We start from the raw sequence: 24233 nt of genomic DNA, 5'->3' as shown, positions 1-24233 counted from the left end.
CACGTACGTATATGAAATGGCCATTCCATGTGACCATTGAAAATTAAATTGATATACACATGAAACTGAAATTTTTATCCGGTATTTTCTTTCTGCTTTTGTCCATGGGCTCTTATGCTCAAGTACTTAAACCCATTAAATGGACCTATGAGCCCTCTAAGAAAGATGTAAAAGCCGGCGAACAAATAGATCTTATCTTCACAGCAGTGGTAGAAAAGGACTGGTATGTGTATTCTTCAGATTTTGATCCAGACCTGGGTCCACAGGTGACTACTTTTACCTTCAAACCGAATGATACCTATGAGCTGGTGGGAAAAGTGAAACCTATCAACCCTAAGAAAAAATACAGCGACGTATTTGATGGCGACTATACCTATTTTACAGGCAAAGGCGAGTTCCGGCAGACAGTTAAGATTCTTAAAGCTAATCCGCGTATAGAGGGCACATCCGAATACCAGGTTTGCACGGATGTTACCGGCCAGTGTATTCCTTTTGAAGACGATTTTTCCTTTACCGGCATCAAAGTAGCCGCTGCCAATGCAAGCAGCCCTCCGGTAACGGAAGAGAAAGTAGCACAAACTAATACAGCTTCAGAAAATACGCTTGCCGCTGCCTCAGCAGATACCATGTCTGCTACCAGTAGTGCTCAAGCCAATGTGGTAAAAGAGAAAACTATTCCCCAGACTTCCACAGAGAAAGCAGTTACATCCACAGATACACAAGCTACACCAGCTGTAAGTGATAATGATCCTTATTCTTTAGGTGCATTTATGTTGCTGGCATTCCTGGCTGGTTTAGCCGCTTTACTTACGCCTTGCGTGTTTCCTATGATTCCAATGACGGTTACGTTTTTTACCCGACATAGTGCCAGCCGTAGCCAGGGAATTGTAAAAGCTTTGATTTATGGACTTTCTATTATTGTATTATATGTACTGATCGGTACAGTTGTTTCTTTAATTAATGGACCAGGGTTTGCCAATTTTGTCAGTACGCACTGGCTGCCTAATTTATTGTTCTTTTTTATATTCATCCTGTTTGGCCTTTCTTTTTTAGGCTTATTCGACATTAATATTCCTGGTTCTGTCATAACCAAAGTAGATGCCCAGGCTGATAAAGGAGGCTATTTAGGGGTGTTTTTTATGGCCTTTACCATTGTACTGGTTTCTTTCTCTTGTACTGGCCCTTTGGTAGGAAGCATTTTAGTAGAATCTGCCGGAGGCAAGGTAATAAAGCCGGTAGCCGGGATGTTTGCTTTCTCTTTAGCTTTTGCCTTGCCATTTAGTTTGTTTGCTATTTTTCCGCAGTGGCTCAGCAGTTTACCTAAATCTGGTGGCTGGCTTAATTCGGTAAAAGTAGTGCTTGGTTTTCTGGAACTGGCTCTGGCTTTAAAATTCCTGAGTATTGCCGATCAGGTATATCATTGGGGGATTTTAGATCGGGAAGTGTTCCTGGCTTTCTGGATAGTCATTTTCTCCATTATTGGATTTTATCTATTAGGCAAAATTAAACTGGCTAGCGATCCGGATACTACCAAAGTAAGTGTGCCCCGAACCATATTAGCCATTCTTACTTTTACCTTTGTGGTGTATCTGTTGCCAGGTATGTTTGGCGCTCCGTTGAAAAGCTTAGCAGGGTACCTGCCTCCACAAACCACACAGGATTTTGACCTGAATAAAGCAAGTACCGGGTTGTTTGTGGCAAATCAGCAGGAGTTTACAGAAAATCCTAAGTACAGTGATTTTCTGAAATTACCACATGGCCTGAAAGGATTTTTTGACTACAAGCAAGGCTTAGCGTATGCGAAAAAAGTGAACAAGCCTATTTTTATTGATTTTACAGGCCATGGTTGTGTAAACTGCCGTGAGATGGAAGCCCGTGTATGGTCTAACCCGCAGGTACTGAATACTTTGGCTAATGAGTATGTAGTAATTGCCTTATATGTAGATGATAAATATGAATTGCCACAAAGTGAATGGTATACGTCTACCTATGACAATAAAGTGAAGCGGACCATAGGCGCACAAAACGCCGATTTCCAGATTACCAATTTCAATAACAATGCTCAGCCTTTTTATCTCCTATTAAACCATAATGGTGAAAAACTGATGGAGCCTAAAGCGTACGACCTGGATGCTGATAAATTTCATGCATTCCTGCAGCAAGGAATTGCCCAATTTAAACAAGGAAATACGGTAAAAGTAAATAATCCCCTTACCTCCAGATAAAGAAGAAAGGCTCCTCATGGAGCCTTTCTTCTTTATTTATGGGCAGATTCATTGGTTTGAACAGCACTAATTCCTTTGGGCTTGTTCGATCGTCTGGTAACCTGTGAGGCTTCAAATCTTTGCTGACTCTGTAATGCATTTGCCTGTAAATGTTGGATACGTTCAGAGCGGGGGTATAATTGAGCGGCCTTCTCCAGGTAATTTAAACTAGCAGTGTAATTTTGTGCATTAAATTGAATGATCCCTTCATTATAATAATGCAATCCGGCCAGTTCATAAAAATCAATTACCCGGTTAAACGCAGGCTGATACCTGGCCCGTTCATTTTCCCGGTACAAGGCTTCTCTGGCTTGTATCTGGTAGGCATAATAGGCAAATCCATTTTCAGCATCTGTGGCATCCAGCAATATCTTCCGTTTAGGTGTATGAATGATAAGATAGGCATGAAAAGCCGTTTCATGGATTTCTACCTGATAATTTAGCTTCTGTAAAATTAATCCGTATAAGGCTGTACCCGATAAGCAATTGTAGGTGCCGTTAGCGAATAGTTGGTGAAAGGAAGGGTATAATTCGTAATCGTGCAGATACTGGTTTCTAACCTCTTGTACTACCCAGTGCAGGTATTTTTTCTCTGAGGCAAACTGATGTTTTTTCTCTTGTAAATGAAGGATAAAGCTATGCAGTTGCTGCTGCAGATGGCTAACTTTTTCGTGCGTCATCTGTGGATCTGACGCAAGCAGGAGCATAAAAAGATTTTCTGGCGAAGCATTTTTGGCAAGGGCAAATGCCTTTTTTTCAACCGAAGAAACATAGGCTACTGGCTGTGCACATAGGCTAGCCAAAGGAGCCAGAAAAAGCCAGATATAGATGAGTAAATTTCTTTTCAAGGATATACACTGGGTTAAAGTACTGCACAAACAAATTGTTTTGTTAAAACTTAGTAATATAAATTTAACAATTTCTTAATATATACCAACTATTCTCAGAAAAGGTTAATGGAAAATTTACGTTTTTTATATGTTTAGCACAACTTTTACTTTATTCTCAGAATTCTGGGATGTAATAATTTCTTCTACAGCAGCAATTGCAAGACGAGAATCCTTTGATCTGCAAAAAAATAGCTGGAATAAAATATATAGTATCGTGTCCTGTTGTTGGTTTGTATTTAGAGCAATTATTTGATTAGTAGATATTTAGGGTTTAGCCTTCGGAAAAGAAAAGAGTTATTTACTACAAAAAGCAGTATACTCACCTTTATCATTATTATCTTTCTAATCCAGTTTGTTGCTTAATCTTCCCTGCATCCTTTGCGCCTGTCAGGGTCAGCCATGCGGACAATCTTGGGGGTAAAATTACCAAGTACTTCTACCAGATCAGCCTGGGCTGCTATTACGGCATGAATATCCTTGTATACCATAGGTGCCTCATCCAGATCGCCGCCAATCAGGGTTACTCCTTTTTCTGCCAGAAACTCCCTTACCTCTTTTTTGTTGAGGCTATTTAATGCCTTGGAGCGGGACATCAGGCGGCCTGCTCCATGAGAAGCAGAGTTAATAGAGAACGGATTCCCTTTTCCTTTCACTACAAAACCTGGCTGTGCCGAAGAACCAGGAATAATTCCTAATACACCTTTCCCAGCAGGTGTGGCTCCCTTCCGGTGCACAATAACAGGCGTGCCATCAGCCAGGGTTTCTTTCCAGGCAAAGTTATGGTGGTTTTCTACTACCAGAGAGGGTTTTACACCCAATGCTTTGGCCATTTTCCGGTGAATCTGATGGTGGTTAGCCGAGGCATATTCACCCGCCAGGTTCATCCCTATCCAGTATTCCTGCCCTTCTTCGGTATTCAAATCTAGCCAGGCTAAGTGCTGTGCTTCTCTGGGCAGCTTGGTGCGTTCCATAGCTAGTTTAGAATAATGGTTAGCAATATTGGCCCCAAAACCCCGGGAACCAGAGTGGGAGAGGAGCGCCAGGTATTTACCCTTAGGTAAGCGCAGTTCTTTGGTTTCTTCGGTAATTTCCAATATTCCCCATTCAACAAAATGATTGCCTGTACCTGAGGAGCCGAGTTGAGCTTCCGCTTTCTGGCGCAGGCCACGAATTACACTGGTGGCCTTCCAGTTGGGGTTATCAAATATGTCGTCGGGCAGGGAGTTCATGTTTTTGGTGTCCAGGCCAAAAACGGTATTGTTCTGCAAATAACTTTTCAGCAGATGATCTTTATGAGCTATATAATGGGCTTCTATATCAAAAACGGACATACACATGCGGCAGGCAATATCTACTCCCACGGCAAAGGGAATAACGGTGTTAGCCGTAGTTGCCAGTACGCCACCAATAGGCAATCCATAGCCATGATGGGCATCGGGCATGAGGGAGCCAGCCACGGCCACAGGCAATTTCATGGCAGTATCCATCTGCTGCAGGGCACCGGCTTCTATTTGTTCGGGTCCGTATACTTTGTAGGCTGGTTTGTCCTGCTTCAACTCATATTGACTGGTCTGCTTTTTCTGGGTCTTTTTTGCGGGTTGCTTTACTTGAATGGCCTGGGCTATACCTCCAAATACTTCATGATCGGTAAAGTCCTGCGGGTTTTCCAGAATTTTGGCATACCAGGCTAATAGTTCTTCTTTGGTAAACTCCTTCTGCTTGATCAGGTTTTTTGCCAGTTTTCCGGCACTTTTCAACACATCCGATTCATAAAACCCGATAGCTCTTAGCTCATTATTATTTAACTGTTTGGCCATACCTACATCAATGTGTAAATTAGGAAATGTGAAAATTTGAAAATGAATTACCCGTTACAAAAAATATACTTCATAAAGTCAACACTATAGGGTGCTTCATACATCTCTCCTGGAGAGTGTTTAATATACGTATAGGAGAATGGAACGGCTATGTTTCCTTTTCACAAAGCAAATAGTTGAAAATTCTAGAGCCTGTTTTGATTCTCAACTGTATTTAAAAAGCATAAAAAAGAAGGTTGGATAGCCGGTGACTTCATCGTATTTTGCAGCAATCTTTTCTTCGCCTGTGATAGCAGCTACACACCCGGATATTTTTTCTCTGCCTTACTCCGCTTCAAAACCAGTTTATGCTATTCCACCAGTACCCTGGATAAAAGTAGCACCCTCAGCGCCTTATTTTATAACGGAAGAAGGCCATGCATGGACACCTATCGGGCAGAATGATGCCATTACCTGGCCTGGACTGGCCGGTTTGTACAGGCGGAAGAATATGGCAGCGGTAGATATGTATCTGCAGAATCTGGCAGCCCAGGGCGTAACCTGTTTGCGGCTGATGCTGGAGTATTGCCAGACGGAACACCGCTATCTGGAATATCCGGCAGGTGTATTTAATCCGTTTATGATTCAGTTGTGGGACGATTTGTTCAGCTTATGCGAAAAGCATAGGGTACGGCTGCTGCTCACCCCCTTTGATACCTTCTGGATGCGCCGGAGGTGGAGAAAACATCCTTATAACCAGCGGAACGGTGGCCCATGCAGCAGTAAATCTCAATGGTTGGCCTGTACAAATACTAAACAAGCCTTGAAAAACAGACTGGCTTTTGTAACAGGGCGTTGGGGCAAAAGCGGCGTATTGTTTGCCTGGGATTTATGGAACGAAGTAGAACCCATTCATTCCAATAATGAAGTTGCCGCTATTGATGAATTTGTTACGGACATAAGTACTTTCTTACGGGGCCTGGAAATACAAATTCATGGAAAAGCACATTTGCAAACAGTTTCTGCCTTTGCTCCGCATCTAAACAAGTATCCGGCTTTGCAGGAAATTATTTTCAGGCATCCCTCCTTAGATTTTGCTACCACACATTTTTACGGGTTAACAGCCCTGGATGCTCCCACGGATACTGTAAAAGCCGCCATTGGTACAGAAAAATTAGCAAGCAAAGCACTAGCTCAACTCAGCAATAGCCGGCCTTTTTTCGACAGTGAACACGGGCCAATCCGTGCCTTCCGGAAAAGGAAAGGCACTCTGCCTCAGACATTCGATGAAGAATATTTCCGCTTCATGCAATGGGCACATCTGGCATCGGGTGGTGCAGGCGGGGGGATGCGTTGGCCTTACCGGCATCCGCATGTATTAACCCAAGGTATGCAGCTGGCACAGAAAAGTATGGCAGCCTTCTGTGAATTAGTAGATTGGACGACCTTTAGCAGACGGAATATCGCCAAAGCTATAAAAGTATCTTCTAAAAACATACAAGTGTTTGCTTGCGGCGACAGCAACCAGGCAATTATCTGGCTGCTGCATACCAACACCATTGGAGGAATGGTGGCTCCGCAGGTTTCTTCAGCTCCGGTAATGTTACGGCTTTCTATGGCTATAGGAAATTACAAGGTTATTTTCTGGCACACACAAGCCAATACTGCTCAAGATTTTACGAAAGCCCACACCACTAACAAAGGTCTTCTATCAATAGAACTGCCACTTGGATGGACAGACATAGCATTATTAATCAAGCGGATTCCATGAGTTGGTTACTGAAAATAGGAGATTTAACTGGCTATTTTTACTTTTGTTCCGGCATTGTTACTATACCCATCCTCAACTGAATACTTTTTCATTCGTTATAACCTTATCTATAAATTTTTTACTTATGTCAACAGCCGCCACCGATATTGTCAGCCACCTGGAAGAAGTTTTTAAACAGCATTTTCATACGAAGCCTATTATTGTCCGGTCTCCGGGCCGGGTAAACCTGATCGGAGAACATACCGACTATAACGAAGGGTTTGTGCTGCCTGCTGCGGTAGATAAAGCCGCTTATGTAGCCTTAACTCCCAGGCAAGATGATTACTACAACTGGGTAGCTGCTGACCTCAATGATACCTACAGCGGAAAGCTTCCGGATATCCAGAAATCAGATAAAGGATGGCCAAATTATTTGTCTGGCATGGTGCAGCAACTGGTGAAAGCCGGGCATAAGATTAGAGGTTTCGACTGTGTCATCAGTGCCAATGTGCCTATTGGCGCAGGTATGTCTTCATCAGCTGCCCTGGAATGTGCCGTAGGATTTGCCTTAAGTGAGGCATTTAATCTCAATATTTCCCGGATAGAACTGGTAAAGCTGGGGCAGAAAGTGGAGAATGAGTTTGTAGGCGTGAAATCTGGTATCATGGATCAGTTTGCCAGCGTGTTCGGGAAGAAAGACCATGTAATCCGCCTGGACTGCCGCTCTCTGGAGTATGAGTATTTTCCCTTTAAAATGCAGGATATCCGCATTGTTTTGTGTGATACTGGTGTAAAACATTCTTTAGTGGCTACAGAGTACAATACCCGCCGCGAGCAATGCGAAGCTGGTGTAAAGTTGTTGCAAAGCTATTACCCGGAAATTAAGAGCCTGCGGGATGTAAGCTTAGAGCAACTGGAACTACACCGTATGGAAATGGAGCCGGTTATTTACAACCGTTGCCTATATGTAGTAGAAGAAATTGCCCGCTTACTACTGGCTACCGAAGATTTACAGCGGGGAGATATGGCCTCTTTTGGCAACCGGATGTATTTAACCCATTATGGCTTGCGTGACCTTTATGAAGTAAGCTGCCCGGAACTGGATTACCTGGTAGAGTTTACTGAGAAAGAAGACATTGTACTGGGCTCCCGGATGATGGGTGGCGGTTTTGGGGGCTGTACCATTAACTTAGTAAAAGAAGAAAATATAGAAGCGTTTTTCGACCGGATTTCCAAAGCCTATAAACAGCAAACCGGTATTAATCTTAAAATATACGATGGCAAAATAGAAGACGGCACATCGGTGATCAAGCGGTAGCTCATACCCCTCACAGGTTTCCAAAACCTGTAGGGGTAAAATCGTAACTTAACTAATTTTTTCACCTATGCAACAAACATTCGACCTCAACGAGCACTCGCATAAACGTCTCAATATTCTTACCGGAGAGTGGATATTGGTTTCGCCACACCGTTCCAAGCGGCCCTGGCAAGGCAAGGTAGAAGACTTACCGAAAGACGAACGGCCAGTATATGACCCAGCATGTTATTTGTGTCCTGGCAATGAACGGTCTGGGGGTATAAAAAATCCGGCGTATACAGAAACGTTTGCGTTTACTAATGATTTTGCCGCACTACAGGCAGATTCACCAGAAGGAGACATCAATGAGAATAATCTGCTCATTGCGAAAAGCGAAAGAGGCGTTTGTAAAGTGATCTGCTTTTCGCCCAGGCATGACCTGACTTTACCTTTGATGGAAGTAGCTGCTATCCGTAAAGTAGTAGATTTGTGGATTGACCAATTCAATGAACTAGGTGGCAGGCCGGATATTAGCTATGTGCAGATTTTCGAAAATAAAGGAGAAATGATGGGAGCCAGTAATCCGCATCCGCACGGGCAAATATGGGCACAAAGTTCAGTTCCGGTAGAGGTAACGAAAGAAACCAGGCAACAAAAAAATTATTACGAAGCTACCGGCAAAAGTCTGCTGGAAGATTATTTAGCTATTGAACTGGAGAAAAAAGAACGTATTCTCATAGAGAATGAGCATTTTGTAGCGCTGGTACCTTTCTGGGCAGTATGGCCTTTTGAGACTATGATTATCAGTCGCCGGGTAGTACAAACCATCAGTGCCTTTCATGATGATGAAAAAGATGCCCTGGCAGATATACTCAAGCGCCTCACGACCCGGTACGATAATCTGTTTAACATATCTTTTCCCTATTCGGCAGGTATGCACCAGGCACCAACGGATGGAGGCATTTATCCGGAGTGGCACTGGCATATGCATTTTTATCCGCCACTGCTACGGTCTGCCACCGTGAAGAAGTTTATGGTAGGTTATGAAATGATGGGTAATCCGCAACGGGATATCACCCCAGAAGCCGCTGCCGAACGGTTAAGGGGTTTACCGGAGGTGCATTATAAAAACAGATAGGAGTACTAGCATTCCAGCAAAAGTGGGCTCATGTTGCTGGAATGATTGAGAAGAAAGGACTGTAGTATTCAATCTGTAGTTCCTATTACTACCTTACTTCACCTGTATTCCCTCCATGGTTTCGAATTTTCCTTTCAGGCCCCATCCGCCCATGGTTTCTGATACTGCCAGCCAGAGTTCATTCTTGCCCTTTTTCAGCGGGAGATACACCGCATCGAAATAGCCAATTGTTCCCAAAAACCGGTAATCCCGCGAAGTAAAATCATCGTTGCCGCTGAACAGCAATTGATTATTGAGAAACACTTTTACCCGGTCGCTGAAACCAAAAACAAACTTTTTTACCTGTGCTTTGTCAGATTCTATGCTTACTCTGGCAAACACTGTATTCTGTTCTTTAGTAAACCCTGTTAGTGTAGCAATGTTAGCAAGTCCGTTTTTCTCGGTAATAAGCTTTTGCCAGGTCATGGTTTTTGAGTCAGCATCTGTTAGAGTTAGTTTATTTTCCAATTGTTTTTCATGAAAAGCAGGAGAGATTTGCCAGCTGGTAACAGTACCCGGTTCTGTGGCTGGTTCTGCTTTTCCTTCTCCTTTCAGCACCGGGTTATCTATTTTAGTGAATGTAAAATTGGCGTAGCGGCCATTTTCACCCAACGTTTTTACACCTATCATACCAGGTTTACCCTCCCGTTTTAAGTCATGCATAAAAAGAACCGGAGTTTCCATATTGTTGATATACACCTCCCCCTGATCTCCGGCAATAACCAGTTTTACATGCATCCACTCATCGAAGGCATACGGAAAAGCAACAGAATATCCTTCTCCATGGTATAATTGCCAGGCAGCCAGGGTATTATTTACCGGCGTATATTGCATAGCATCCGGATTGCCAGACTGATGGGAGCGGAGATAAAATTCTTCAAAATTGGCTTTGTCGGCCATGCGGAACATCACTCCCATAAAGCCTCTTTGTTTATGGAAGTTAATGTCAAACTCGATAATGCCATTGGTAAAAGCTACATCTTTGAGAAAAGCTGCGCCATTACGCAGGTATAAACTCTGTTTGCCGGCATATTCCTCTATCTTCTGGTCCTGGGCTTCTATTACCCATTGGCCGGATGAGAAAGGAATGGCATCTTCTGTCTGTGCCACTGCGGGTAAAATGCTCCACCACAGCAAGAGGAGTGAAATAAAGGTTGCATACTTTTTCATACGAACGGTAAGTTTATTGGCTGAACTTTGGTAAATTTCCTAAGCCAAATGTAAGGAGCAGGCTAAATTTTATGAGCGCATAGCTTGTACAAGTTTGTTCAAACCGGTTCAACTATTTGAAGTACGCCAATTATTCGGATCATGGAAGAAAATATACAGCTCCTCCAGCTTTGTCTTACCCAAATAGAGCAACAACTTGGCTGGGGGGAAAACAGCCGTTGGACACATCAGGATTTTGAGGAACTCAGTGAACGCATTTACTGCACAACCAAAATCCGCTTAAGTGTGACAACTTTAAAACGGCTATGGGGTAAAGTTGCCTATACTAGTTCGCCTACGTTACAAACCCTGAATACACTGGCCGCGTTTGCCGGATACTCAACCTGGCGCGCATTTAAACTGGCACATACACCTGCGGCTCTCCCCGAAGAGCCACCTACAGAAGCAGTTGTATCTGAAGTTGCTTTACCGGAATTACCGCAGGAAATACGCTCCCACCGTAAGGCAACTGCTTATGTTTATACATTGGCGATTTGCCTGATACTCATTATGGTTGGATTTATCTCATACGGGCTGATTTTTAAATCTTTTTCTGTTGATCCGTCAGCAATCCGGTTCAGCAGCCAGCCAGTAACCCTTGGCGTACCGAATACAGTCATATTTCATTATGATGCCACAGCTTCTCCCTCAGATGATATAGCCATTCAGCAATCCTGGGACCAGCGGCTGCGGGAAAATGTTTCCAGAGAAGGCCACCAGTACACCACTACCTATTATTATCCCGGGTATCACCGGGCAAAACTGCTGATTAACAATCAGGTAATTAAAGAGCACGATGTATACATAAAAACCGATGGATGGCTGGCTTTAATAGAAAATGAACCGGTTCCCTTGTATGTGAAAGATAAAATTATTGACAAAGGTATATTGCAGGCTTCACTCTCTTCACTAGAGAAATTTAAACTAGCTTCTAATGAGCAGATTCCCTGGCTAGACTATTACAATGTGCAAGATTTTGGTGAACTCGCCAGTGATGATTTTTCTTTTGAAACCGAAGTAAAGAACGAAACAAATACTGGTAATGCTGTTTGCCAGGAAAGCCGCATCACTATTATGTGTTCCAATGGCCGGATGCTTGTCCCACTAGCTATTCCAGGCTGTGTCGGCAACATTAATCTTACCCTAGGCGACTTGTATCTGGAAGGCCGCATAAATGATTTATCTGCCTTTGGATGTGATTTGTCGCAGTGGCAAAAGCTCCGGTTGGAGGTGAAAAACCGGCAGGTATCTATTTTTCTGAATGGGAAACAGATATATAGAACGGTATACTCAAATGATGCAGGGAAAGTAGTAGGTATCCGCTATAAGTTTATGGGAGCAGGTGCGGTAAACTATGTACGGCTGTGGGATAAACACAAGAAGCTCGTATTTGAAGATGAGTTTGAATAAGAAAAGCTGCCCTTAGGGCAGCTTTTTGTTTACTTTGCTATCCAGGATAATCTATATAAATCTTTCCGGCGGTCTTTCAGGTTTTTTACACTTCCGGAGGTATGCAACTCTTTCAATAAATCCAGGTTTACATCCGCAATTAAAGTTAATTCAGCATTGGGAGTAGCCTCTGAAACAGTGGCATTTGTAGGAAAAGGAAAATCAGAGGGAGAAAATACCGCTGACTGGGCATACTGAATATCCATGTTGTTTACTTTTGGCAAATTACCCACACTGCCGGCAATAGCCACATAGCATTCATTTTCAATGGCTCTTGCCTGGGCACAAAACCTTACCCGGTTATACCCATTCTGTGTATCTGTCAGGAAAGGCACAAACAAGATTTCCATACCCTGGTCGGCCAGTAAACGGGGCAGTTCCGGAAACTCTACATCATAACAGATTAAGATGCCAATGCGGCCACGGTCCGTATCGAATATTTTGAGTTCGTTGCCACCTACCATACCCCAATGGTATGCTTCATTGGGTGTAATATGAATTTTATATTGCGGTTCCCAGGTTCCATCGCGGCGGCAGAGGTAAGCCACATTGTACAATTTGCCTTCTTCATAGTAAGGCATACTTCCGGTAATAATATTTATATTATAGTATACGGCAAATTCTGTAAACTTATTCCGTAACTGATCAGTATACCCGGCCAGTCGACGGATAGCTTCCGGTTCAGAAGACTGATTAAACTCAGCCATTAATGGCGCATTAAATAGTTCCGGAAATAAAATAAAGTCAGATTTGTAGCCGCTTACTGCATCTACAAAAAACTCAATCTGGCTGATCAGGGCATCTACCGACTGCACATTCCGCATCTGCCACTGGACAATACCCAGCCGCACCACGGATTTTTTATCATTAAATGCCGGCTTCTTTTCTACATAATAAATGTTGTTCCACTCAATAAGCGTAGCATAGGCCTGAGAAGCATGGTCGGAAGGCAGGTATTTGGTCAGAATTTTCTTGACGTGAAAATCATTGGCAAACTGGAACGACAGAATAGGATCATACAACTCCCGGTGCCGTACTTTCTCTATATACTGTTTAGGCGTTAGTTCCGCTGCATATTCGCCATATCCAGGAATACGTCCACCGGCTACAATGGCCCGCAAATTCAGGTATTCGCACAGTTCTTTCCGTGCATTGTACAAACGCCTTCCCAGCCGCATGCCTCTGAAATCAGGATGAATAAATACATCTATGCCGTACAACACATCGCCATTTGGGTCGTGCGTAGTAAATTCATAATTACCGGTTATCTGCACATACGTGTGGTTATCGCCGTATTTAGCATAATCTACAATCAACGACAGCGCAGCAGCTACTACTTTGCCATTTACTTCAATACAAAGCTGTCCTTGTGGAAAAATTTCCAGTAGTTTTTCCAGATGCCTGGGTTGCCAGGTGCCACTCATACCGGTGTAGGCCAGAGTAGCCGCCTCACTAAAATCGGCATAGTCTGAAAGTTCAAGATTCCTTAATATAATTGTATATTCAGAGGTCTGTTGTAGGGTCTTTTCCATACCTGGGTAATCAAAAATGGGTTGGTTCGATTAGTATAACGGCTATTAGGGGTCAAGCGTTCCTCTATAAGAAAAGGAATAGAATAAAAACTCAGAAAGTTAGCCGCCAATTCAGCTAACTTAGCTGCTTACACCAAAACTTTGGAAAATATATTTTACTAAAATCAGTAGATTGCCGGCATACTAACCTAAGCTTCCATTTAAACTAAAATGAATTTTAAACCATTTGTACCTTTATACCTCCTTAGTTTTGCATGGCTGATAGCCTGCCAGCCTAGTACGGAGAAAATAGATAAAACCAAACCTATGCGCGTACAAGTAAATGCCCCAAAAGCGAAAGAAATCCCTAAAATTTTAACTACTCACGGACAAGACCGCACCGATAAGTATTACTGGCTGCGTGACCGGGAAAACCCTGAAGTGATTACCTACCTGGAAGCGGAAAACAAGTACCTGGATACAGTAATGGCTCATACCAAGCCTTTGCAGGAAAAATTATTCAATGAGATGAAAGGCCGGATAAAGGAGAAAGACGAATCGGCTCCTTTTAAAGATGGAAATTATTACTACTACTACCGCTACGAGGAAGGCTTTGAGTACCCAATTCATTGCCGGAAAAAAGGCTCGCTGGAGGCAACGGAAGAAATCATCCTGAATGAAAATGACATGGCAAAAGGGCATGATTATTTTGATGCCGCAGGCCTGGAAGTAAGTGACGACGAACAGATACTGGCCTATGCGGTAGATACCGTAAGCCGCCGCTTATACACCCTTCAATTCAAAAATTTAGCAACCGGCAAGTTCTATCCGGAAATAATTCAGGATGTAGATCCGGGCTTTGCCTGGGCAAGCGATAGTAAATCAGTTTTCTATGTAAAGAAAGATACCGAAACACTGCTGCCTTTCCAGGTATACAAACACGTGCTAGGCACTGACCCAAAGACTGATAAACTGGTGTATGAAGAAGAGGACGATACTTTTTATACTTCTCTTTTCCGCACCAAATCCAAAAAATACATTATGCTGCATATTGGCAGCACTCTATCTTCCGAAATGCATTACCTGGATGCCAGCCGGCCCGAGGATAAATTTACGGTGGTATTGCCCCGCGAAGAGGAACACGAATATACAGCCGAACACCTGAACGATCAGTTTTATATTCTTACTAACTGGCAGGCGCAAAACTTCCGCTTAATGGAAGTGCCAGTAGCAAAGTCGGCCGATAAAAAAGCCTGGAAAGAAGTAATTCCCCACCGGAAAGAGGTGTATCTGGATAATTTTGAGCTGTTTAAAAACCATTTGGTACTGAATGAGCGGAAAGAAGGGCTACTGCACATGCGCATAATTCGCTGGCAAGATAAAGGGGAACACTACCTGGATTTTGGCGAACCAGCTTACCTGGCTTATACAGATATTAATCCCGAAATGGATACACCCAAACTCCGCTATGGCTATACCTCTCTTACCACACCTGGGTCTGTATATGAATATGACATGGAAACCAAAGAGAAAAAATTGCTGAAGCAGCAGGAAGTACAAGGCGGATTTACGAAAGAAAATTATGTATCGGAACGGGTATATGCCACAGCCAGAGATGGGGTGAAAATTCCTATATCTTTAGTCTACCGCAAAGGCATTAACAAAGATGGTAATAATCCTTTGTATCAATATTCCTACGGTTCGTATGGCATTAGTTCAGAAGCTACCTTTAGTTCTTCCAGGCTCAGCCTGCTGGACCGGGGTTTTATTTTTGCCATTGTCCATATCCGGGGTGGCCAGGAAATGGGCCGCCAGTGGTATGAAGATGGCAAACTGCTGAAAAAGAAAAATACCTTTACTGACTTTATAGACTGTTCTGAGTTTTTAATTAAAGAGAAATACACGAATCCGGAAAAACTAGTAGCCATGGGCGGAAGTGCTGGAGGTTTACTAATGGGAGCCGTCGTAAACATGCGGCCAGATCTGTATAAAGCGGTAGTAGCCCATGTGCCGTTTGTAGATGTAATGACTACCATGCTGGATGAATCAATTCCGCTAACCACTGGGGAATACGATGAGTGGGGCAACCCAAATACAAAAGAGTATTTTGACTACATGCTTTCGTATTCGCCCTATGATAATGTAAAAAAGCAGGCGTATCCGAATATGCTCGTTACCACCGGATTGCACGATTCACAGGTACAATACTGGGAGCCTGCCAAATGGGTAGCCAAACTACGCACCATGAAAACGGATAACAATCTGTTGTTGATGTATACCAATATGGAAGCAGGACACGGCGGAGCATCTGGCAGGTTTAAGAAGTTTTATGACACCGCCAGGGAATATGCTTTTATTATGGATGTATTAGGCATGCAGGAAAAGGAAGTAGTAACTACAGCAGAGTAAGGCTATTACCGCTAAATCTCCTAGAAGAAAGGGCTGTAAAGTGTTATAAATATTGACCAGAGAAACAAGGAGTGCCGAAATGTGAAGGGAAAAGTCATTCGTTTCCCTTCACATTTCGGCATACTACATGCACTGATTATTTGAGTGGTAGCTTTTATCTCTGCTGCCAATGCTCCCGGGTAATTTCATATTCATACAGAAGGATATCTTTCCGCCACTTAGCATCGTATTCTATAAATTGTCTGGTAAACAAAAAACCGTTTTTTTTCAATACCTTCTGAGAAGCAAAATTATAATCCAGTACGTGGGCATACACTTTTTTTAAATGTAGCCGCATGAAAGCATACGGCAACAGGTTTTGCACAGCAAAGGTGGCATAGCCTTTTCCCCAATAAGGTTTACCAATCCAGTAGCCCAATTCCGCTTTATCACCAGGTTTAATCTGCATGAGGCCTGCTACGCCCACCAAGGTGTCTCCAGCTATAATGGCATTATTGTACATTCGTCCGGCGGCGGCTTCCTGTATACTCATTTCAATAAAGGCTTTGGCTGCGCCTGCCGGATACGGGTGCGGCACCCGGGTAGTAGCGGCTACTTCCGGATCGGAAGCCATTAGCTGAATAGCTGGCGCATGTGGTAAAGCCAGTAATTCCAGTCGGAGGGCTGTCAAGGTATAGAAATTAGAAGTTAGCGGATTTTATCAGCTGCCGGGATACATGTCCCATTAACTTGTTTCGGGCTCAAGATACTAGTTTTGTTAAATAGTATGCTGTTTTTGGCACCTAATTTCTAAGGTTACAGCTTGGCAGAATTATCTGCTACCGGTTGGTCCGCCTCGTGTGGGGTTTCCAGTTTCACTTCGTCTTTTAAATTCGGAATTACCATTTTGAAGGTAGTGCCTCTGTTGAACCGGCTGCTAACATCTATTGTACCGCCAAGCCTGTCTAAGGTTTGTTTCACAATATATAAGCCCAGGCCAGAACCTTCTGAGCGGATAGGACCCCGGAAAAACATATCGAAAATTTTATCCAGGTACGAAGATTCAATACCTACACCGTTGTCGGCTAGCTGAATAAAAGCTTCCTGAGGGGTAAGGGTAATCGTAAACCGTACAAAACTCTTTTCTGCCTGTGGATTGCGGTATTTTATGGCATTGGATAAAAAGTTTTTGAATATGATAGAAAGCCGCTCTTCATCGTTAAAAAAACCTGTTTGCTGATTTTCGATATTAATAGAAAAGTCTATCTGATCTACTTCCGGCATATAGCGGAGTTCATCAATAGAGGTAGTAATCAGCTTTGCAAAATCTATACTTTGTACATTCAGCTCGGCATTCAGAATCCGGGAGTGGTTCATTACAGACTTAATAAACTCATCCGATTTGTTTACCCGGTTCTCGATCAGGGCAATGTAATGCTTAATGGTACTAATATCATTATCCAGTTTAGATAAACTAACCAAGCCTAAGATAGAAGCCAGTGGCGCCCGCAAATCGTGTGAAACTTTGTACACATAGTTATCCAGTTCATGGTTACGCAGGCGGAGCTCCTGCAGCGCATGGTGCAATTCTGTTGTTCTCTCCTGTACACGGTATTCCAGGTCTTGCTTTATCTGTTCCAGTTCCAGGTTGGCTACCTTCAGTTTTTCTTCTACTTCTTTCCGCTGGGTTACATCTCTGGATACAGATAATACTTCCTGAATCTGGTTTGTTTCCGGATCTTTAAAATACCGGTTAATCGTTTCAAACCAGATACACTTCCGGTCTTTGCGGCGGATACGGTAAATAAAGGTATGCACCTCTGGTACCTCAGTCAGCGAAAGATAAGATTGCACCACAGATTCCAGGTCATCTAAGTGAATAAGATCGTATAAGGATCTTCCCTGCAGTTCTTCTGGAGTATAGCCTAGCAGCTTTTTGCATGAAGGGGAAACATAAAAATAGGTGCCATCCGGGTAATGCCTTGAAATCATATCGGTAATATTATCGGCCATTAGCCGGTAATGGTACTCATTTTCCTGGAGCTTCTGCTGTACCTTTTTCAGTTCTGTAATATCGAAGATGTTCGCATGGGTTTTAAGGAATTTGCCATTGCCATCTTTCAGGTAGTTTATATTGACTAATATTGGAAAACGGGTGCCATCTTTCCGGATCATTTCCGACTCCAGATTATTAATATACCCTTGTGCCAGAAACTGCTCATAGGTACGCTTGAAAGCCTCTGCACCATTTGATGAAATAATATCGGTTAGGTGCAGTTTGCCAATTACTTCATCCCGCGTATAACCCAGCCACTTAAGTTCTGTGTCGTTTATATTGAGTATCAGCCCAGCTTCATTCGTAGAATGATACCCACAGGGTGCATGGTTATACAACTCATTTATTTCGTCGGCATATAGTTGCAGCAACCGGTTGTTGGCCTGCAATTGTTCATTGCTTGTTTCCAGTTTCTCATTGGTGGAGAGCAGTTTTTCATTGCTACTGTTAAGCTCTTCATTAAACCGGTTCACTTCCTTATTCAGGTTGTGCAAATTTTGTTCGTAGCTCGATTTACTGCGGATGAGTTTCCGCATGGCAATAAATGAAACACAGGCAATAATGGCGGTAAGCAGAATAACAAGATAAATAATTAACCTGGTCAGGCTAATGCTATTATCCAGGTCTGTGGTACGCAAAGCGAGTGAGCGGTTTTCTTCTGCTATAATAGAAGCAATAATTGCCCGGATATCGGCCATAAGTTTTTTACCTGCTTTGGGAAATATACTGCTTACCGGAAGTTGGGAGGCTAAAGCCAGGCTATCTTTTAATAGGATGGATTCTTGCAAAAACTCTAGTTTATCTTCTGTCCGGCGGCTCAGGTTCTCCAGGCGTGCCTGCTGAGAGGCATTAGCGGCAGTAAATTGCTGAAGTTTTTTAAGATAAACCGGCAAAGAATCTTTACTGGTATGGTAAGGTGCTAAATATGTTTTGTCGCTGGTAAGAAAATACCCCCGGTGGCTGGTTTCTGCCTCTTTGATAAATGCTTCTATTTTCTCTGCTGTCCGGATTACGGCATGTGAATGACTAAGTAAATTGTTTCTCTCCAGAACTGCCTGAAAGTTATGATAGGTAGCTATACCTATACTGATCAGGGCAAGGACGCCTGTTAAATAAATTATATTTACGATTTTTTCTAACCTCATCTACAACGGCTATACTTTTTAAATTAAACTTATTACCCAATAAACTTTAGTGAGTTGTAAAAAGGTAGCATAAAAATATAAAATTACTATGGATAGCAGTAAATCCAAGCTTTCTTACATCATTTATTCGTACCTGTTACGTATACTGATTCCACAAAGATTTATGTAGATAAATGTAACAGAGGATTTTGCTAGTAAAAGCAACGATCATGTGTTACATATTCTATATAAATATTACACTAACGGAAAAACGATTGATTTCGATTAGGATTCGTATTAGCTGAACGTATAAAAAGTAGTAAAAGTATGTATATACATTAATTACCTTTTCTCTTTAATACAGCCCGTGCATATATTTTGTCCTACTCTGTACGATGGTAGACGTTTGACTGAACAAAAGACTGGCAGGTATCAAGGATAGGCACTAACTTAAGTAGCCTGAAAACAAAACTGCCCGCTTTGTGGGCGGGCAGTTATAGAAAGCATAGGGAAATAGCTTATAAATAGAGTGGGAATTTTTTCATCCACGTATTTACCTCATGTTTAATACTGGCTATGGCCGAATCATTGTCGTGTTTCATCAGCACAGCATCTATATAGTCTACAATCTGTAGCATATCTTGTTCTTTCATTCCTCTGGTAGTAACCGCTGCAGTACCTACCCGCATACCGGAGGTAACAAAGGGAGATTTGTCATCAAAAGGCACCATATTCTTATTAATGGTAATATCTGCTTTAATAAGTGTATTTTCAGCAATTTTACCTGTCAGGTTTTTAGAGCGCAGGTCTATCAGCATCAGGTGATTATCAGTGCCGCCAGAAATAATCTGGTAGCCTTTTTCTACAAAAGCACTTGCCATCACCTTCGCATTCTTTTGTACTTGCACTACATATTGTGCATATTCGTCTGATAAAGCTTCATGATAAGCTACTGCTTTAGCCGCAATTACATGCTCCAGCGGGCCGCCTTGTATACCTGGGAATACACCCATATCCAGCAAAGCTGACATCATTTTTAACTCACCTTTAGGGGTGCGCTGCCCAAACGGATTTTCAAAGTCGTGGCGCAGCATAATCATACCGCCACGAGGGCCACGCAAGGTCTTATGTGTTGTGGTTGTAACCACATGGCAATGGTCCAGCGGATCGTTTAACAAACCTTTGGCAATTAAGCCTGCCGGGTGAGCAATATCAGCCATTAACAAAGCACCTACCTCATCAGCAATAGCCCTCAGGCGCCGGTAGTCCCAATCACGGGAGTAGGCGGAAGCACCGCAGATAATGAGCTTAGGCCGTTCTTGTTTGGCAGTGGCCTCCACTTTATCCCAGTTAATCAATCCGGTTTCTTTATCTACTCCATAAAATACCGGTGAATATAGCTTGCCGGAAAAATTTACCGCTGACCCATGTGTTAAATGTCCTCCATGTGAAAGATCAAAACCTAGTATTTTATCTCCGGCGTTTAAACAGGCTAAAAATACCGCTGCATTTGCCTGTGCGCCTGAGTGAGGTTGTACGTTTACCCAGCTAGCGCCGAATAGTTCTTTTGCCCGGTCAATAGCGAGTTGTTCAATTTCATCTACAATTTCGCATCCGCCATAATAGCGTTTGCCAGGTAATCCTTCCGCATATTTGTTGGTAAGTACAGTGCCCATGGCTTGCATTACCTGTGGAGAAACAAAGTTTTCGGAGGCAATCAGCTCAATACCACTTTCCTGGCGATGCTTTTCTTTATTGATTAAATCGAAAATTTGGGTATCCTGTAACGATACCAGTGTTGAGTTACTCATGAGGTTGGTAAGTTTGCGTAAAAATAAGTGTATTTTTTGTATATACCTTTCTGGCTTCCTGAATTTAGCTGCAAATCGCAAAAATATCCTAATTGGTTGTTAAAGCCAATCCAAAAGAGTTTCCGGATCAGTAGTAAAATTTCTGAATAATCTATGGAATTTCGGGTAAAATCAAGAGAATTTTTTGTGTTGTCAACGTTGTAAAAAATTGATTTTGTTATAATTAACAGTGTAAAATATTATTCATTGATTTATTTCCATTATTAAATTCTGTTTATATATTTGATTTTCATCACCTATAATATTTAGTATATGAAGAAAATAATACAGATTATTTTGCTGATACTAGGTGCAATAAGCACTTTTGAAGGGGTTGCGCAAGAACAAAATATTACAGGGAAAGTAACCGCTGCGGCAGAAAAAACAGCTATACCAGGGGTAAACGTATTAGTTAAAGGAACAAGCCGCGGTACGTTAACCGATCCTGAGGGTAATTACACTATTCAAGCCTCTCCTGGTGAAGTTCTGGTCTTTAGCTTTATTGGCTATACTACCCAGGAAATTCCAGTAGGTACCTCTTCTACTATTAATGTAAGTTTAGCCGAAGATGTACAAAATCTGGATGAGGTAGTGGTAACTGCTTTTGGTATATCGCAGGAGAAAAAGGCACTGGCCTATGCAGTGCAGGAAGTGCAGGCAAAAGAGATTATACAGGCACGTGAACCTAATTTAGTAGATGCCCTTAATTCTAAGGCAGCCGGGGTGCAAGTAGTCAGGCAGGGAGGGGCAGCCGGGGCAGGTTCTTCCATCACCATCCGGGGTAATTCCTCTATCAGCGGCAACAATCAACCTTTATTTGTGGTAGATGGCATTCCCATCAATAATAGTTTCCGGACTTCAACTGCTGCCGGGTCAGGGGTAGACGTTTCTAACCGGGCCATCGATATTAATCCGGATGACATAGAATCCATGACGGTGCTGAAAGGCCCGGCGGCGACGGCTCTGTATGGAATACAGGCAGGAAGCGGGGTAGTGGTAATCACTACTAAAAAAGGCTCCAGGTCAGAAGGGCGGAATACCAGAGTAAATTTCTCCTCTACTGCCTCCATTGACCGGATTATCAATTATTTTCCGCAACAAGAAGTATATGCACAAGGCGATAACGATGTTTTTGGAGATTTAACATTCAGCCATTTTGGGCCTCCGGTAACTACCCTGCGCTATGATGGTTCTCCTAACAACCCGAAAGATGCCAGAGGATTTATTGTGGATATGAATGATCCCAGAGCCATTGCAGATGCCAGAGTCCCTAATATTGATAACCAGGATTTGTTCTTTCAAACCGGGCAGACTTTCAATAATCACCTGAGTATATCGAGTGGGAATAAAAATGGAAGTGTGTACTTTTCTGTGGGCAACCTGAACCAGTCCGGAATTATTCCAAAAAACGATTACCGCAGAACATCTTTCAAACTGACTGCAGAATCTTCGTTAACCGATAAAATACGTTTAACTGGCTCTGCTTTTTATACCAACAGCGCAAGCACTAGGTTTGGCCGGGGCGATAATTTTGCCGATGTCATTCAGGGCACCATCCGCACACCCAGAAGTTTTAATAATGCGGAAGGATATGTGCTGCCAAACGGCCACCAGAGAAGTTTTAATTACAACCCCAACAGTCCTGATACCGGAACGCCCGATAACCCCTACTGGACTATTAACAACAATCCCTTCAAAGATGATGTAAACCGCTTAATCGGTTATATGCAGGCTAATTATGATGTGCTTCCCTGGCTCAATGTGATGTACCGCTTAGGTTCAGATTTTTCCAGTGACAAGCGTACGCAGGTTTGGGCCAGAGGTACTACAGGCGGCGACGGACGGTTTGGCCGGGTACTGGAAGATACCTATACAGACATTACCATCAATTCTGATCTTTTCTTGACGGCAAGCAAACAGTTTAATGATTTTGACCTTTCCTGGATGGTAGGCCACAATCATTTTTATACCAATAACAAAAGGCAATACATCAGCGGAAGCAACCTGCAAATTCCGGGTTTGTATAATATCAGCAATGCCACAGAAAGTATAAATCCGATACAGGAAGAATTCCGCAAGAAAACCGTAGCCGCTTTTTCCAGAATTAATGCCGGGTGGAAAGGAATCCTCTTTCTGGAGCTGTCTGCCAGAAACGAATGGTCATCTACTTTGCCCAAAAAGAACAACTCTTTCTTATATGGTTCCACCAGTTTAGGTTTTGTATTTACTGAACTACTAGGCCTGGATGATATTTTATCTTTTGGTAAACTGAAAGGTTCCTGGGCACAGGTAGGACGGGATGCGCCTATTTATGCTACCCAGACGTATTATGAACGTGGAGGAAGTGTAGAAACATCGGAGTATGGCACTATTCTTCGGTTTCCGGTAGCAGGTTTAGGAGGTGTAGAACTAAGTAATGATGCAGGCAACAGTGAATTAAAGCCTGAAAAAAATACTACCATTGAATTTGGTACAGAGTTGAATTTTCTTCAGAACAGGGTAGGTATAGATTTCACCTGGTACCGCTCCCTGAATGCTGATCAGATAGTGAATGTAGTCATTCCAGGGTCTACCGGATTTACTAACCAACGGATTAATTCCGGCGTAATCGAAAATAAAGGGATTGAGCTGGTTTTAACTGGTACACCCATTCAAATCAATAAATTCAAGTGGAATGCGCTGGTCAATTTTACCCGCAACCGAAATACCGTAAAATCTTTGCCAGTAGACGAAATCAGGCTAGGTGGGTATGGAAATTTAGCGCCTACCTTAAGAGAAGGTGAACCCTATGGTGTATTCTACGGTACAGCCTTTAAGCGTAATGAAGCAGGGCAGCTTTTACTAAATGATGCCGGGTATCCACAGATAAACCCAGCCACGCCAGATAACCCGACCTCAGAGAAAAGAATAGGTAATCCGCAGCCAGACTGGCTAATGGGCATACGAAATACCTTTACCTATAGCGGCCTGTCCTTATCCTTTTTGTGGGATATCCGCAAGGGGGGTGATGTAGCCAATGTTACCGGTAACTGGATGAATGCACAGGGCATCCCTAAAAACAGCGAAGACCGGGGCCACCTGGTTATTTTTAAAGGTATCAGAGAATCCGACGGACAGGTAAATACCACCCCTGCCTTACTTAATCAGGCTTCGTATTATGGGGTGAACGCCGGTAACAGAAACATTGCAGAACGGATGATTGAAGACGGCTCCTGGTTCAGGTTACGGGATGCCACACTCACGTACACATTCCCTAAGCCCTTGATCAGCAAAATTAAATTAACCAACCTGGATCTGAGTGTATATGGCAGAAACCTGATTCTGATTACCAATTACACAGGTATTGATCCGGAAACCAATCTGTATGGGCCGGTAAGTTCACCTAATAGCCCCAATAGTGCCATAGGGATTGATGCTTTTGGTACACCCAACACAAAAAGTTATGGCATTAGCCTGAATGTTACGCTGTAAT

General features: G+C 42.9%; 14 protein-coding genes. 7 read left to right on the top strand and 7 right to left on the bottom strand.

The annotated features are described in order from the left end of the window. Nucleotides 1-59 precede the first annotated feature (59 nt). Complete coding sequence (locus Q0590_RS03585; RefSeq protein ID WP_302036104.1) at nucleotides 60-2225, top strand: protein-disulfide reductase DsbD family protein; 2166 nt, start codon at nucleotides 60-62, stop codon at nucleotides 2223-2225. Nucleotides 2226-2257: 32 nt separating this feature from the next. Here the strand turns inward: Q0590_RS03585 and Q0590_RS03580 are convergent, their stop codons facing one another. Beyond that, a complete protein-coding gene (locus Q0590_RS03580; protein ID WP_302036103.1) occupies nucleotides 2258-3112 on the bottom strand; it encodes a tetratricopeptide repeat protein in 855 nt (284 codons plus the stop codon). 401 nt (nucleotides 3113-3513) lie between these two features. Beyond that, complete coding sequence (locus Q0590_RS03575; RefSeq protein ID WP_302036102.1) at nucleotides 3514-4971, bottom strand: RtcB family protein; 1458 nt, start codon at nucleotides 4969-4971, stop codon at nucleotides 3514-3516. A gap of 286 nt (nucleotides 4972-5257) precedes the next feature. On the opposite strand from Q0590_RS03575, the gene Q0590_RS03570 reads away from it, so the two are divergent. The 3 genes from Q0590_RS03570 to Q0590_RS03560 all read left to right on the top strand — a co-directional run bounded on the left by Q0590_RS03570 (nucleotide 5258) and on the right by Q0590_RS03560 (nucleotide 9135). Next, nucleotides 5258-6721 (top strand): glycoside hydrolase 5 family protein, encoded by a 1464-nt coding sequence (locus Q0590_RS03570; protein ID WP_302036101.1) that lies wholly within the window; start codon nucleotides 5258-5260, stop codon nucleotides 6719-6721. A 124-nt stretch (nucleotides 6722-6845) separates the two neighbouring features. Next, nucleotides 6846-8018, top strand: coding sequence for a galactokinase (locus Q0590_RS03565; RefSeq protein ID WP_302036100.1), 1173 nt, complete (start codon nucleotides 6846-6848; stop codon nucleotides 8016-8018). Nucleotides 8019-8085: 67 nt separating this feature from the next. After that, complete coding sequence (locus tag Q0590_RS03560) at nucleotides 8086-9135, top strand: UDP-glucose--hexose-1-phosphate uridylyltransferase (protein WP_302036099.1); 1050 nt, start codon at nucleotides 8086-8088, stop codon at nucleotides 9133-9135. 93 nt (nucleotides 9136-9228) lie between these two features. Here the strand turns inward: Q0590_RS03560 and Q0590_RS03555 are convergent, their stop codons facing one another. Next, entirely contained in the window at nucleotides 9229-10344 is a 1116-nt protein-coding gene (locus Q0590_RS03555) for a 3-keto-alpha-glucoside-1,2-lyase-like domain-containing protein (RefSeq protein WP_302036098.1), read from the bottom strand. A 141-nt stretch (nucleotides 10345-10485) separates the two neighbouring features. On the opposite strand from Q0590_RS03555, the gene Q0590_RS03550 reads away from it, so the two are divergent. Then, nucleotides 10486-11793 (top strand): hypothetical protein, encoded by a 1308-nt coding sequence (locus Q0590_RS03550; RefSeq protein ID WP_302036097.1) that lies wholly within the window; start codon nucleotides 10486-10488, stop codon nucleotides 11791-11793. Between the two features lie 29 nt (nucleotides 11794-11822). Here Q0590_RS03550 and Q0590_RS03545 read toward each other — a convergent pair whose 3' ends face one another. Further along, nucleotides 11823-13364 (bottom strand): carbon-nitrogen hydrolase family protein, encoded by a 1542-nt coding sequence (locus tag Q0590_RS03545; RefSeq protein WP_302036096.1) that lies wholly within the window; start codon nucleotides 13362-13364, stop codon nucleotides 11823-11825. 306 nt (nucleotides 13365-13670) lie between these two features. Between Q0590_RS03545 and Q0590_RS03540 the strand changes: the two genes are divergently transcribed. Further along, the gene (locus tag Q0590_RS03540) at nucleotides 13671-15752 is read left to right on the top strand and encodes a S9 family peptidase (RefSeq protein WP_302036095.1); all 2082 of its coding nucleotides are present in this window, start codon (nucleotides 13671-13673) and stop codon (nucleotides 15750-15752) included. Nucleotides 15753-15906: 154 nt separating this feature from the next. On the opposite strand, the gene Q0590_RS03535 is transcribed toward Q0590_RS03540, so the two are convergent. The 3 genes from Q0590_RS03535 to glyA all read right to left on the bottom strand — a co-directional run bounded on the left by Q0590_RS03535 (nucleotide 15907) and on the right by glyA (nucleotide 20722). Further along, on the bottom strand, nucleotides 15907-16422 hold the full coding sequence (locus tag Q0590_RS03535) for a GNAT family N-acetyltransferase (RefSeq protein ID WP_302036094.1): 516 nt from the start codon (nucleotides 16420-16422) through the stop codon (nucleotides 15907-15909). 125 nt (nucleotides 16423-16547) lie between these two features. Then, nucleotides 16548-18932 (bottom strand): PAS domain S-box protein, encoded by a 2385-nt coding sequence (locus Q0590_RS03530; RefSeq protein WP_302036093.1) that lies wholly within the window; start codon nucleotides 18930-18932, stop codon nucleotides 16548-16550. Nucleotides 18933-19429: 497 nt separating this feature from the next. Then, entirely contained in the window at nucleotides 19430-20722 is a 1293-nt protein-coding gene (gene glyA, locus Q0590_RS03525; protein ID WP_302036092.1) for a serine hydroxymethyltransferase, read from the bottom strand. Between the two features lie 312 nt (nucleotides 20723-21034). On the opposite strand from glyA, the gene Q0590_RS03520 reads away from it, so the two are divergent. Then, nucleotides 21035-24232, top strand: a complete 3198-nt coding sequence (locus tag Q0590_RS03520) for a SusC/RagA family TonB-linked outer membrane protein (protein WP_302036091.1) — start codon at nucleotides 21035-21037, stop codon at nucleotides 24230-24232. The last annotated feature ends 1 nt before the right edge of the window (nucleotide 24233 follow it).

The sequence above is a fragment of the Rhodocytophaga aerolata genome (assembly GCF_030503435.1).
GTDB classification, from domain to species: Bacteria; Bacteroidota; Bacteroidia; order Cytophagales; family 172606-1; genus Rhodocytophaga; species Rhodocytophaga aerolata.
The sequence above is the reverse complement of the archived record's forward strand: the minus strand, read 5'-3'. Positions and strand labels throughout refer to the sequence as shown.